The 13,142-nt window shown below is 54.7% G+C and carries 16 protein-coding genes and 1 pseudogene; 13 read left to right on the forward strand and 4 right to left on the reverse strand.

All coding sequences use genetic code 11. The features are described 5' to 3' along the window. Positions 1–94 precede the first annotated feature (94 nt). The 3 genes from AC1Q8Q_RS23305 (at position 95) to AC1Q8Q_RS23315 (ending at position 1,692) form a co-directional block, all read left to right on the forward strand. Entirely contained in the window at positions 95–625 is a 531-nt protein-coding gene (locus tag AC1Q8Q_RS23305) for a hypothetical protein (protein ID WP_492615536.1), read from the forward strand. 189 nt (positions 626–814) lie between these two features. After that, positions 815–985, forward strand: coding sequence for a hypothetical protein (locus AC1Q8Q_RS23310; RefSeq protein WP_492615537.1), 171 nt, complete (start codon positions 815–817; stop codon positions 983–985). Between the two features lie 218 nt (positions 986–1,203). After that, the gene (locus tag AC1Q8Q_RS23315; RefSeq protein WP_168758113.1) at positions 1,204–1,692 is read left to right on the forward strand and encodes a hypothetical protein; all 489 of its coding nucleotides are present in this window, start codon (positions 1,204–1,206) and stop codon (positions 1,690–1,692) included. Between the two features lie 279 nt (positions 1,693–1,971). Here the strand turns inward: AC1Q8Q_RS23315 and AC1Q8Q_RS23320 are convergent, their stop codons facing one another. From AC1Q8Q_RS23320 to AC1Q8Q_RS23330, 3 genes are all read right to left on the reverse strand, one after another. Beyond that, the gene (locus tag AC1Q8Q_RS23320) at positions 1,972–2,511 is read right to left on the reverse strand and encodes a cytochrome P460 family protein (protein ID WP_168758114.1); all 540 of its coding nucleotides are present in this window, start codon (positions 2,509–2,511) and stop codon (positions 1,972–1,974) included. 134 nt (positions 2,512–2,645) lie between these two features. Further along, entirely contained in the window at positions 2,646–3,422 is a 777-nt protein-coding gene (locus tag AC1Q8Q_RS23325; RefSeq protein WP_168758115.1) for an alpha/beta fold hydrolase, read from the reverse strand. 309 nt (positions 3,423–3,731) lie between these two features. After that, a complete protein-coding gene (locus AC1Q8Q_RS23330) occupies positions 3,732–4,637 on the reverse strand; it encodes an AraC family transcriptional regulator (protein ID WP_168758116.1) in 906 nt (301 codons plus the stop codon). 109 nt (positions 4,638–4,746) lie between these two features. On the opposite strand from AC1Q8Q_RS23330, the gene AC1Q8Q_RS23335 reads away from it, so the two are divergent. The 10 genes from AC1Q8Q_RS23335 to AC1Q8Q_RS23380 all read left to right on the forward strand — a co-directional run bounded on the left by AC1Q8Q_RS23335 (position 4,747) and on the right by AC1Q8Q_RS23380 (position 12,835). Next, a complete protein-coding gene (locus AC1Q8Q_RS23335; protein WP_168758117.1) occupies positions 4,747–5,088 on the forward strand; it encodes a carboxymuconolactone decarboxylase family protein in 342 nt (113 codons plus the stop codon). Positions 5,089–5,262: 174 nt separating this feature from the next. Further along, positions 5,263–5,838 (forward strand): reactive chlorine resistance membrane protein RclC, encoded by a 576-nt coding sequence (gene rclC, locus AC1Q8Q_RS23340; protein WP_168758118.1) that lies wholly within the window; start codon positions 5,263–5,265, stop codon positions 5,836–5,838. Beyond that, positions 5,835–6,074, forward strand: a complete 240-nt coding sequence (locus AC1Q8Q_RS23345; RefSeq protein WP_492615538.1) for a hypothetical protein — start codon at positions 5,835–5,837, stop codon at positions 6,072–6,074. Before rclC ends, AC1Q8Q_RS23345 begins: the two co-directional genes overlap by 4 nt. 108 nt (positions 6,075–6,182) lie before the next feature. Next, positions 6,183–6,416 (forward strand): hypothetical protein, encoded by a 234-nt coding sequence (locus AC1Q8Q_RS23350; RefSeq protein WP_168758119.1) that lies wholly within the window; start codon positions 6,183–6,185, stop codon positions 6,414–6,416. A gap of 46 nt (positions 6,417–6,462) precedes the next feature. Further along, on the forward strand, positions 6,463–7,824 hold the full coding sequence (gene gorA / locus AC1Q8Q_RS23355; RefSeq protein WP_492615539.1) for a glutathione-disulfide reductase: 1,362 nt from the start codon (positions 6,463–6,465) through the stop codon (positions 7,822–7,824). A gap of 413 nt (positions 7,825–8,237) precedes the next feature. Further along, positions 8,238–8,861, forward strand: a complete 624-nt coding sequence (locus AC1Q8Q_RS23360; protein WP_492615540.1) for a glutathione S-transferase family protein — start codon at positions 8,238–8,240, stop codon at positions 8,859–8,861. Between the two features lie 285 nt (positions 8,862–9,146). Continuing rightward, positions 9,147–10,031 (forward strand): transcriptional regulator CynR, encoded by an 885-nt coding sequence (cynR, locus tag AC1Q8Q_RS23365; protein WP_492615541.1) that lies wholly within the window; start codon positions 9,147–9,149, stop codon positions 10,029–10,031. Positions 10,032–10,168: 137 nt separating this feature from the next. Further along, positions 10,169–10,798 carry a glutathione S-transferase family protein gene (locus AC1Q8Q_RS23370; RefSeq protein ID WP_168758123.1) on the forward strand — a complete coding sequence of 210 codons (630 nt, stop codon included), beginning with the start codon at positions 10,169–10,171 and terminating at the stop codon, positions 10,796–10,798. Positions 10,799–11,003: 205 nt separating this feature from the next. Continuing rightward, positions 11,004–11,924, forward strand: coding sequence for a LysR substrate-binding domain-containing protein (locus AC1Q8Q_RS23375; protein ID WP_179055923.1), 921 nt, complete (start codon positions 11,004–11,006; stop codon positions 11,922–11,924). After that, the gene (locus AC1Q8Q_RS23380; RefSeq protein WP_179055924.1) at positions 11,924–12,835 is read left to right on the forward strand and encodes a LysR family transcriptional regulator; all 912 of its coding nucleotides are present in this window, start codon (positions 11,924–11,926) and stop codon (positions 12,833–12,835) included. Before AC1Q8Q_RS23375 ends, AC1Q8Q_RS23380 begins: the two co-directional genes overlap by 1 nt. 38 nt (positions 12,836–12,873) lie before the next feature. Here AC1Q8Q_RS23380 and AC1Q8Q_RS23385 read toward each other — a convergent pair. Beyond that, a pseudogene (locus AC1Q8Q_RS23385) lies at positions 12,874–13,077 on the reverse strand (alpha/beta fold hydrolase); the annotation flags it as partial. Positions 13,078–13,142 lie beyond the last annotated feature (65 nt).

Here is a 13,142-nt window from a genome sequence, read left to right on the forward strand (position 1 = left end):
TGTGGTGAGTCGGTTCTTAGGCGATGGTCGTGCCTGAGTTCAGGTCAGCTGAAAAACCGACTTTTTCAACAGAATCGACCCAAACCGGCCGGTCATGCGTCTAGTAAATCGGGGGCGATTCAACGCATACGACCACCCAGAGATCGGTGACAATGAAGAGGGCATTGTCACCCTCGTGGCAAAAACGCCTTTCGGCGTGATCGGCGGCAAATACGGCTGCGGATTTAACCAGCGCTTGTTCTGCACCTCCGTCGGAGGCATTGACCAAACACCCATGTGTAGGTTTGGTTATAACTCTGGGTTTGTGATTGCAGACCCTCGTGGCTTCTCCGAAGCTATTGCAGCCTCAATTAGCGCCTCTTCATATACCTTTGGCCAATGCCTGTATAACCAGCACATGGCCGTACTTGGCTTTCCGGGCAACGACGTAAATCGCCAAGAACTTTCACACAGAACCGGACAGATAGTTAACGCGGGAAAGCACTTCATCAAGCAAGAGCGATATTCGCATCAGAAGGAGTTTCGTTTCTTATGGGATCTACCTTCGGATGTCACTGGAGCCATGATCTTTGATTGTTCATCGGCCAGACAGTATTGCTCTCCATTGACGCGGAACTTGCGCTAGCGACGACAGACGCCCTTGCCGGACGCGCCCAGCGCGCCGTAGAGCGGCTGTAACGGAAAAGGCGTCCGCCTGCCACTGGCGATGGAGGGCTACACTCAAAGGTGCGGCGATTTATCCAGACTTGCGGGCCGCTCAAGAAATGCCGCTAAACATGGCCACCGCCCGAATGGGCGGTAGGAGCACACCGTCATGCCTACCTATATTGTCATCCCCGACGACGAAGACGACGAAGACGACGACCGGCCCGAACTGTTCGAGCCGGCACTTGGACCTGCGCCTGAGCAGTACGACCTGTTCTCTGAGCCAGAGGTAGGGGTTCGAGGCGCAGTGGAACGGAAAACCAACGTAAGGCGATATTAGAGTTCGGAGCTGACATGGCGGCACCTTACTGGAGGGTGAAGTGTTGCACTCAGTTTTCGCGGCCGCCATATCGCAATTCTTGATTTGACTTATTTCAGATCAGTCTTTCATTCAACTTTACACCTAAATTATTGATGCTAGGGTTAGGTGCGAGTCAATGCTCACCCCTAGGCAAAGAACAAACCTCTACCTCTTTCCGCGCATAAAGAGCAACAACAATGGACACTCAAACTAAAATCTCGATAGATCACATCGTCGAGCAGATCTACAAACAAAGAAATGCCGAGATCTTAGAGCACAAAAAGATGTTCGCCCAAAAGTATCCAGGCAAAATAGACCCGGCAGCACTTGTGGAGACGACAGTAGAGTACCAAATAAAATCATACCGCTTCGACTATTGGGCAGCATTCTATATCAGGCTAGAGTGTTACTTGACATATGAAACTGGCGAGGTAATGCAGTTCCACGGCGATGGCGGCGGCGTAGGCGCTGGAGGAGGAGTATACGCTGGAGGGAATTCAACCACCTTTTTCAGCTTGCCACCTAAAGATCTGATAGGCGAATGCAGTTGGTACCTACAACCTGTTGCCATAGGCGCACTAATTCATTTCTGGCGCGGCTCAACCTCCATTGGGACATTGGTTGGCGCTGGAGCAGGAACAGGTCTCAGCTTCGGGGGAACTGGAACCTGGAGTATGGGTTCGTGATGCAAGGTGGGCGGCTGCAAAAAACTGCGTGCAACACCCGAGCCTTTCGGTAAGGGTGTTGCCCCATGCACTGCGACTGATCCACCTGCGAGGAGGACAAGGCATGAGCACAATCATGAGAAGAAATCATCTGTCCAGGATCAACGCAAAGCTTGGTGGGCAGAAGTCCTCGATCCGAGTCGGAGAAATCGAGTCCTTGTTAAATCGTCAGCTTGCTGAAGGAGGCTTGCCGAGCTTTACCTGGCCATCGATACGAAGCTGAGTACCTGAGACTGTCAGTTACTCGGAGTATTTTGTGAAGATCAGGTCCGTCGCTGGGGGCAATTTCTTATGGCAAGCGAAGCAGCCATTGATGATCTGTTCACTGGGATTGGGCTTGCCTTTTTCAAACTGCCCGTAGCCCCATCCGCCCGTGCTGGCATAACGCTTAGAGTCTTTGACTTCGATCTGGACGTTGGTGGGCTCCCCAGCGATGAACGATTGTTCCCGGCCAAAGGCGGCATTGTTTTGCGCGGAAGACTCATACTTGTAAGCGAGTCGAGCGATGATCGTGCCATCTGGAAATGGAAGAGTTCCATCCCGAAATGCCTTCATCGCGACATCATTTCCCAGAATGACTCGAATGTCAGGCTTGTCACCTTCTTCATGAGCGATGCTGACGAACTGCCAATTTCGGTAGCCCGGCGGGAGTGTTACGCCAAACACTGGAGATCCTTCTGCGACTGGGCCAGCGGTTGAATCAGCGGATGCAGCAACTGAAAAAACTAGCCCACAGAGAAAACTGACGGTCGCGGTTAGAACAAGCAATTTTGAAGTCATCACAAATTCTCCAATTATGAATGTACGCAGTTTTGTCGACTTTATTGTCGAGGGTCTGCAAGTGCATCCGGCCTTGCGGCCAGATGCGGTAGATCGAATGCCGCGACCGCTCCATTGACGGTTGCGAGCAGTCGTCATTTGGCGGTGGCAGCCGTTTCAATCAGGCTGGCAACAACCTTCGGATTGGATACCATCACGACATGGGACGCGCCTTTGACCACAACGGTCTTTTTGGCGTGTGCACGTTCAGCCATGAACACTTGGGCTTGTGCCGGAATGTTCTTGTCCTTGTCGCCGTAAACGAACCATGAAGGGATCGTTTTCCACGCGGGTTCGCTCGACTTTTCATTGAGCGCTGCTGCGGTCACAGGGCGTTGGGTCGCAGCCATCACTTTCGCGTCGGCGTTCGACACGTCTGCAGCGAACTGATCGTGAAACTTGTCCTGTTGGATGTAGAGGTCCTTACCGCCGTCGGCCAATTCAACGGGCGGAGCCAGGGTTGGACCCAGGGTGTTACCTGGGAAACGGCCAGCCAAGTCGGCAGTGGATTCACCTGTATCGGGTGCAATACCGGCGACGTACACCAGAGCTTTGACGTTGGCATTTCCGTAGGCAGCTTCGCTGATAACTGGACCGCCATAAGAGTGACCGACCAAGACGATGGGTGTCTTGATGCTGGCCAGCACATCAGCTACCGATTGTGCGTCGCCCTTGAGCGAACGAAGAGGGTTGGAGGCTGCGATCACCGGGTAGCCATCTTTCTCCAAGATCTTGATTACACCATTCCAAGAGCTGGAATCGGCGAAGGCACCGTGCACCAGCACCACGGTTGGTTTGACCGGAGCAGCGAGCGCAGCGGTCGAACTGACCATCGCCGTCGCCAGGGCCAGACCTGCGAATAACTTGTTCATCTCATGTTCCTGTATGTGAATAGATTTGACGCAGTGGGGGCGATTTGACATTGATGTGGAGGCGCCTATGCGTCCCAAGGGAAGGGGAGTGGCATAGCGTCCATGGAACGTTTTAAACACGCGCCTCTATGACCGACAGCAAATCGGGCAACTGCGAGGGTCATCGTCTGCTTGAATCAAGAGGGTGAGAACGACCAGAAAAAACAATCTTCTGTTTCACTGCGTGAAATGGTCGTGGATACGTTCTCAATGGGGAGATCCTTCCTTTCGAGCGCATTGTTCTCCGCCAAATGGAAAGCTCGGAGAAAGTTAAATTCCGCGCCGCACCCGACCTGGTGCCTCACCATAAATCTCCTTGAATTTCTTGCTGAACGCCGCCTGCGATTGATACCCAACCTGGGCCGCAATATCGCTCAATCCCAAGTGAGAATGACTCAGTAGGCTGAAGGCCAATTCCATCCGGACCTGCGTAAGCAACACCCACGGTGAAACGCCGGCCACCTTTACAAAAGCCCGCATAAATGTTGCACGAGACATACTCGCGGTCTCGGCCAGGCCCTCAATTGTCCATTCGTAAGCAGGGTCAGCCAGCATCGCCTGCCAGGCACGCCCCAAACGTTTATCACTGAGTAATGCAAGCGTGCCGCTGTCTTGACCGTGACTTACCAGATGCGCGCGCAGAATCAAAGTGAACAACGCTTGAGATAACGCATCGAGCAAAAATCGAGCACCTATCTGATCGCCATCTGCTTCACTGCGCAATATCTCGACCAACGCCGTTAACACGCCATTGTCCGCTAAGGCCCCACCGGAAATCGCCAGGTACTCAGGTAGAGCTGCAAACAACATCGAAGCCCGATTGTAGTGAAAGCCACCACACAGCATGTCCAGATCTGTGCTGACATTCCCAATGCGGTATGTTGGCAAAATCCCACCTGAGACGAGTGTCGGTGATGTTGGTTGTACCGTTTTCCCAAGGCTATGCATGACATGTGGTGCACCCCTGGGCAGCAGCAAAATATCACCGGCGTGCATGGGGAGGCGCTGACCATCCGGAAACTCCACTCGGCACGCTCCCTCCAACACAATGTGATAGGGCGCTTTCCCCAAGGCTTCCTGTTCGTGATCTCGAGCCCAATCCCCCTGAAACTGGCAACGCAGATCCAGGCTGCCCCGAACGTTGGCCAAGCTGATGAGTTTGTCGATTGAATTCATTTGAGAGCTTCGCAGAAAAAACTGAGCGGATTGAACAAACCTGAATCTCACCACAGTAGAAAACTGAACGTGTTGAAACAGTACACCTACCCGGTCAGGAGTTTATGCAATGTTCAGTAATTGGTCCGAATTGTTGCCCACTATCCAGAAAGCCTTCGGCGCACTGGGCAAGAGCAATCCAAAAATGGTCAAGGCTTACATGGCCCTTGGTGAAGCCGCTGCCGAAAACGATGTGCTGGATGTCAAAACACGCGAGCTTATCTCGATCGCCGTCGCTGTTACTACTCGGTGCGACGGGTGTATCGCTGCTCATACGAACACTGCGATTAAAGCTGGCGCGAGTCGAGAAGAAGTGGCCGCTACGTTGGCCACCGCCATCTCGATGAACGCAGGTGCTGCATACATCTATTCGCTGCGCACACTTGAAGCGTTTGACTCGCTGAAAAACTAGCCCGCCATGTGTTCACCTAGAGCCTCGGCGCTGCAAAGTGTCGAGGTTTTTTTACGCAATCAGAACGTCGAGGACACCTTGAGACGATCAAGCAACAACTTGAGCATGACGAACAAAAACACCGTTCGTTGACACCGCAGACTACCTCCACATTCAATCTTCTGGAGAAGTCTCATGCTCACTTCATTTACGGCCTGGTTAAAATTCATCAGCAAGCTGGACACCTTTGGCGCATCGCTTATGCGCCTGGCAATCGGCGTTGTTTTCCTGTGGATTGGCGCGCTCAAGTTCGTGCCCTATGAGGCGGACAGCATCACCCCGTTTGTCGCCAACAGCCCGTTCATGTCGTTCTTCTATGAACACCCGCAAGAGTACAAGGCACACCTGACTCATGAAGGTGAACTGAACGTCGAGAAGCGCGCTTGGCAGACAGCCAACAACACATATGGGTTCTCGACCGGATTGGGTATTGTCGAACTGCTGATCGGCTTGTTGGTGCTGTCCAACCCGATCTCTCGACGCACCGGGTTGCTCGGTGGTGCATTGGCCTTCGGCACGCCACTGGTGACGTTGAGCTTTCTGATCACTACGCCCGAAGCCTGGGTGGGTGCTCTCGGTGACGCTCAACACGGTTTTCCTTACTTGTCCGGTGGCGGTCGTCTGGTGCTCAAGGACGTGTTGATGCTTGCCGGCTCTTTACCCGTCATGGCCGACTCCGCTCGCCAGCTCCTGCGGGAAAGTCGCGCATGAATCGCTTATCGGAAAATATCTGGAAACCCGTGATGGCTCTGACGTTTGCCATCTTATCCAGCAGCGCCTTGGCCGCACCGGCGGAGGAGGTTGCTCGGACTGGGGTGCCCCTCGATATCGCCAAAACCTACACGCCATCGCCGGAGAGAATCGCGCTGCGGGCGAACAGGCGTCCGCTCTTCCAGATACATTTCCAGAGCAATGCATCACCGGATTGTTTCACCCAGCACAATTAAGTCATGACATCCGTGCTTGTTCTCTAATCGCCTTTAGATGGCGAGACTGGCCCTCAGAAGCAATTGCTCATTTCGGGTTAATTCGTTGTCCACCCTGGGAGTCCCCACATGATTGAAGTGACTCATTCCTGCGACGGTAATCTTTGGTTGGACACTCCAGCCATGAACGCTACCGAATTCGAAGGCGGCTTCTTGTTGCCACACCTGATGGGGGCGCTGGCTAGCGAATCCAGGGCGGCGCCTGTCACGCACAGATTCAATACGCACCAGAACAAGACTTCGGTCTTGAAACGGTGTGCGCCATTTTTTCGTGCATTGAAACTTCGTTTTTCTCCCCTTTAACGACATTCGACAGCACCTGTGTAGTGCTGCCTTGCAGAGAATTGAGATGACCTACGACTTTGACTTATTTGTGATCGGGGCAGGTTCCGGTGGTGTGCGTGCAGCGCGTTTTGCCGCAGGATTCGGTGCGAGAGTAGCGGTAGCGGAAAGTCGCTATCTCGGTGGCACCTGCGTCAACGTCGGTTGCGTACCGAAAAAGCTGCTGGTCTATGGGTCGCATTTTGCAGACGACTTTGAGCAGGCCGAGGGCTTTGGCTGGACTGCTGGCAAGGCCCAATTCGACTGGGAAAAATTGATCTCAAACAAGAACCGTGAGATCGAACGGCTCAATGGTATTTACCGCAAACTGCTGGTCAACAGCGGCGTAACACTGCTTGAAGGTCATGCACGACTGGCCGATGCGCATCATGTGGAGATCAATGGGCAGCGTTTCAGCGCCGAACGCATTTTGATTGCCACAGGCGGCTGGCCGCAAATTCCGGAGATTCCAGGCCGCGAACATACCATCACCTCGAATGAGGCGTTCTTTCTCAAGCAGCTGCCGAAGCGCGTTCTGGTTGTCGGTGGCGGTTATATCGCCGTCGAGTTCGCCGGAATCTTCAACGGCCTGGGTGCCGACACGACTCTGCTGTATCGCGGCGATCTTTTTCTCCGTGGATTTGACAAATCAGTTCGCACGCATCTGGTTGAAGAACTGACCAAGCGTGGACTGCAACTGCAATTCAACACCGATATAGTGCGGATCGACAAACAGTCAGATAGCAGCCTGCTGGCGACGCTCAACGACGGTCGTCAACTAGAGGCTGACAGCATTTTCTACGCCACGGGTCGGCGGCCGATGCTCGACAATCTGGGGCTGGAAAATACGCGCGTCGAACTCAACGAGCGGGGATACATCGACGTTAATGACAATTTCGAAACTCACGAGCCATCGATTCTTGCATTGGGCGATGTGATTGGCCGAGTGCAACTGACTCCAGTGGCGACAGCGGAAGGTATGGCAGTTGCACGCCGACTGTTCAAACCCGAGCAATATCGTCCAGTGGATTACCGCCACATCCCCACGGCGGTATTCAGCCAGCCCAACATCGGCACCGTTGGCCTGACGGAGGAACAAGCGCTCGAAAACGGCCACAAAGTCGTGGTGTTCGAGAGCCGATTCAAACCGATGAAACTGACCCTCACGGAGTCATCCGAACAGACGCTGATGAAGCTGGTGGTGGATGCTCGTACTGATCGTGTACTGGGCGCGCACATGGTGGGTCCCGATGCAGGAGACATCATCCAGGGCTTGGCCATCGCGCTCAAAGCGGGTGCCACCAAGCGACTGTTCGATGAAACGATCGGCGTGCACCCGACCTCAGCAGAAGAGTTTGTGACCTTGCGTACTCCAGTCTCTGGCCCATGAGCGCCTGGTATGTGTTGCCGTCTGGCATCATGTTTTCGGCCGTTGCGATCCGGTTGGTAGGCAAGCTCGCACTGAAGAACAGGCGGAATCGGCCTCGCGCCTTTGCTTGGAATTGAGCTGGGTTTGAACGGAGTAGTGAAAGTAAGCCTCGATGAAACTCGTCGTCAATGCTCCGTTCACTCATCATTGGATGGTCTACATTGAATGGGCTTGCCCGGGTGTACGCCAACTCCAACATCGGTTACAGCAGCGTCAAACTGACGTTGACCTCCTAAGCGGCCTTCACGCCCCCGTTGCTCCCGTATGCCGACAAGCTCGTTTTTTGATGTGTTGCAGACTCGATTCTTCTGGCACCGCAACAAGGAGTGCAGGCCAGGGTCTCGATAATGTCCATCCAGGTTGGAGCAATTGTCATGAGTCTCACTCTCTATGGTTTTGATGGCAGCCCATACGTACGCACGGTAAAGATGCTGCTAAAGGAGAAAGGTGCGGAGTTCAATCAGCTACAAGTAAACGTGATGAAAGGTGAGCCGCATTCACCGGAACACCTTGCACGTAATGCATTCGGCAAGGTGCCGGTAATTGATCACGATGGATTCAGGGTGATCGAAACGGCGGCGATCATGAGTTACCTGGACGAGGTCTTGCCTGGGACTTCGCTTACCCCAAAAACGCCTCGGGATCGAGCCAGGAGTCATATGGCTCAGTCAATCTACGACTCCTATGGCTATGGCTCGATGGTTCCAGTCTTCGGTTATTACCTGTTCCCCGACTTTATCGGAGGACAGAACGATGCCTCCCGCCTCCAGGGCATCGAAAAATCCAAACTGGTGCTAACCGAGTTGATGAAGATCAAAGGCAGTGATCCTTTTCTTGCCGGCCCGGCGTTGAGCATTGGCGATTTGTACCTGGCACCGGCGTGCGCTTATCTGGCGATGACTCCGGACGCGGAGCAAGTATTTGCCATCAGCGGATTCGCTGACTGGTGGAATCGGATTCAGGCACTACCCAGCTTCAAGGCCACACCACCGCAGTAGTCATCCCCATCTTGGTGCGAAGACCCAGTGTGGTGCTTAGCACTTTATTACACCGCTTCTCGCGCTGATGAACGCGCCTTGGCGTCGAGGATTTTCGCGGTCAGTTCGAGGCCGTTTCGTTGTACGCGTGGGACTGTTGCATGGTGTTTCTCCTATCGGGTTTGCTTGGTGGCGGTTGCCGGTTGGTGTTGCTTGGGTGTGAAGCAATGTTCTGCTGGTCGCTCGATAGCATCCAAGACCGATATACAATGTACGCATAAGCAGGGCCTATAGAGGGAACATCCCATGCTGCTACGACACTTGCGCTATTTGTTGGCTGTCGCCGATAACTCCGGCTTCACCCGCGCAGCCGAGGCGCTGCATGTTTCCCAGCCGACCTTGTCGCAACAGATCCGACAGTTGGAAGAAACGCTTGGCGTAGTGCTGTTCGATCGAACCTCGCGCACAGTAAAACCTACCGATGCGGGGCAGGCCTACATCGAATGTGCGCGTCGAGTATTGGTTGAGTTGGAAGCTGGCAAGCGCGCATTGCACGATGTGAAGGATCTGTCCCGCGGCACTCTGCGCCTGGCCATGACGCCGACGTTCATGGCTTACCTGGTAGGACCGTTGATGCGCGACTACATGGCTCTCTATCCAAATATCCATCTGGAGATCTTTGAACTCTCCATGGCCGATATCGAAACCGGCCTGGCGGATGACTCACTGGATATCGCCATTGCGTTTGATGACGTGCGAAACCCGGACATCGAAACGATCCCAGCTTTTATTGAAACCCTGGGGCTGGTGGTGGGGCGAGATCATCCGTTGTACGACTGTAAAAAACCGTTAACCGCCGAGCAGGTTGCTCAACTGGACTTTGCGTTGCTGACTCCCGACTTCGCCACCCGCATCTGTATTGACGAGTACTTCGCCAAGACGCAGATCACACCCAAGGTGGTGATCGAGGTCAATTCGGTCAACACTTTGCTGGAAGTCATGCGGCACACGGCGGTCGCCACTATTCTTCCGGAGCCCATCGCTACCCAGGACAGAGCCCTGCGCAGGATCGCGTTGCTGGACAAGGGGCCACGGCGTGGAGCCGCCCTGTTACGACGTAAAAACAACTATCACAGCGCGGCGTCAGTGGCCTTTATGGACTTGATGTTGGGCGTGTCGGTGGGGCAGTAGGTTTGGCAAAATGATCATTACACGTAATGAAATGCTGGATTGTAATTGCTGGTCATTCCGCTGTTTACGAGAGGAGGGGAAGATAACTCCATCGACGCGATCACCGGGTCGAACTCAAACAACAATCGGAGCACGTCATGTCCCAGCAAGCGATCAAACTTTATCGTCACCCTTTGTCTGGCCACTCTCATCGGGTCGAACTGATGCTGTCCCTGCTGGGACTGCCAACCGAACTGGTATTCGTGGACCTGATGAAGGGCGCGCACAAAGCGCCTGACTTCCTGGCTCTCAACCGTTTTGGCCAAGTGCCGGTGATCGATGACAACGGCACCGTCCTGGCAGACTCTAACGCCATCTTGGCTTATCTCGCCGCCAAATATGGCAAGGGCCAATGGCTGCCGACCGATCCGGTAGAGCAAGCCAAGGTTCAACGCTGGTTATCTGTGGCCGCCGGTCAAATCAATTCGGGCCCTGCCACCGCGCGATTGATCACCGTGTTTGGTGCCGGTTATGACGCCGAAGAAACGATCAAACGTTCTCATGCCCTGCTCAAGGTCATGGAGGAGGAGCTGGGTCAGAGCAAATTCCTGGCCGGTGACAAGCCGACCGTCGCCGATGTTGCCGCCTACACTTACGTGTCCCACGCACCGGAAGGTAACGTGGCGCTGACTGACTACCCGAATGTCCGTGCCTGGTTGAGCCGCATCGAAGGGTTGCAGAACTTCGTTGGCATGCAACGTACTGCTGTAGGCTTGCAAGAGGCTTGACTCGGTTCAGAAGGAGCTTGTCCGGAGAATAACTCCGGTAAGCTCCTTTTCCTTGTTTCGCAGTTCTCCCCAGGACGCTTTACGTACATGCTGCTAGCGCCGACGGCGCGTGCGAAAGTCGCTGTAGCCGACGATACTGGCAATCAGGTCTTCCCGCGCAAGCGGCCAGATACCTCGCTGTCCTCTCATCAAGACAGGGGCGCCTATGGATCGTTTTCAAGAAATGCAGATATTCATGGCAGTAGCCGAGGAAGAAGGCTTTGCCGCCGCCGCTCGCCTGTTGAATATCTCTCCCCCCAGCGTGACCCGTGCCATCGCCGCGATGGAAGAGCGAATCGGCACACAGCTCCTTTCTCGAACCACTCGCAGCCTTCATCTCACCGAAGCGGGTCAACGCTATCTCGAGGATTGTCGGCGTATCCTCAGTGATATCGACGAAGCGGAGGAGGCGGCTGCCGGTAGTTACTCGATACCGTGCGGGCATTTGACCGTGACCGCGTCGGTGCTGTTTGGCGAGTTGTACATCGCGCCGCTGCTGGCCGACTACGTGGACCAGTTTCCTTCGGTGCACCTCAATGCCTTGCTGGTGGATCGTGTCGTGAACATGACGGACGAGGGTATCGACGTGGCCATACGCATCGGCCACTTGCGTGAGACTAATCAGCACGCCATCAAAGTCGGCGAAGTACGTCAGGTGATCTGCGGTACTCCCGATTATTTCGAACGCTACGGCAGGCCGCGTCATCCCGGTGAACTCAGTAACGCCAACATTGTCATGTCTTCGGCCAGCCATTTGCTGAGCGACTGGCAATTCGTCAACGACGGCAACGCCCTGAGCTTTCGATTCGAACCGCGATTGGTGGTCACCGCCAATCAGGCCGCGATCAATATCGCCAGTCTTGGCTGGGGTGTCACGCGGGTGTTGTCCTATCAGGTGGCCAACCAAGTGGCGGCAGGCGAACTGGAACTGGTGCTGGAAGACTTCGAACCACCGGCGCTGCCCATTCAAGTGGTCTACCTCAAGAGCACCCGCATACCGGCAAAGGTTCGTACCTTCGTGGATTTTCTCGCGGATCGACTCGGCAAGAACTCGGCGCTCAAGGCTGTGGTGAAGGGTTCCAACTGATGGATCGCTATCATGAAATGCTGATGTTCGAAGCGTTATCGGAGCGGCCCAGTCTGGCTGCTGCGGCCCTTTGTCTGGGTGTGTCCGGACCTACGGTCGTTCGCGCCATTGCACGGCTGGAGGAACGTCTTGGCGTGCCTCTCTTAGTTCGAAGCACCCGTGGGGTGTCGCTGACCGAGGCCGGTGCCGGTTTCATGGCCGATTGTTCACGCATTCTCAGAGCCATCGAAGACGCAGAGGCTTCGGCCAAGGGCTTGCACGTTCAGGCCCAAGGCAATCTCACGGTGCTGATGCCTTTGCTGTTCAGCCGTTATGTCATGACCTCGATTCTGACGGACTACATGTGTCTTTATCCTGAGGTAAAAGTCTTTGCGCAATACCATGATCGTTTTCCGAACATGCATGAAGAGGGCATCGATGTGGCGGTGCTGGTCGGCCATCTACCAAGTTCGTCATTGATCGCACGACAGGTGGGCTATGTACGCTCGATGGTATGCAGCAGCCCTGCTTATCTGGGTACTCACGGTGAACCCGGCGTACCTGAGGATCTGCAAAATCATCGACTGGTCGCCACCCATGCCTATCGAGACAGCGTCCAGTGGGACTTCCAGCACGACGGTGAGGTGAATCACTTAAAAGCCCGGACACGGATCAGTTGCGCGACGGTACAGGCGGCCATTGATGCAACCGCTTATGGCGCCGGCATTACCCGTTGTCTGAGCTATCCGTTGTACGAGTATTTGAACACGGGGCGATTGCGGTGTGTGTTGCAGCCCTATGAGTTACCGGCGCTGCCGGTGCACGTGGTGTACCGCGAAGGGCGCAAGGCCTCGATGCGGGTGCGCAGTTTTGTTGACCACATCGTCGACGGCCTGCGCGAGCATCCGGCCATGCAGCCGGATGTTCTTTGAACGCTTGCAGCGCACGCAACAGCGGAGGTCACTGCTAGTCATGCAGTGGTAGCTGTTTCAATCAGGCTGGCAACGACTTTCGGATTGGACACCATCACCACATGGGACGCGCCTTTGACTACGACAGTCTTCTTGGCGTGTGCCCGTTCAGCCATGAACACCTGGGCTTGCGCAGGGATGTTCTTGTCCTTGTCGCCATAGACGAAATACGACGGAACGGTTTTCCAGGCGGGTTCGCTCGAGGCTTGATCAGCGTAGCTACGGTCACGTCTGACTTGCCCGCCCGGCGCATGGAAATATGTCTGCA

This window comes from Pseudomonas sp. GW823-FHT06B06 (assembly GCF_058795195.1).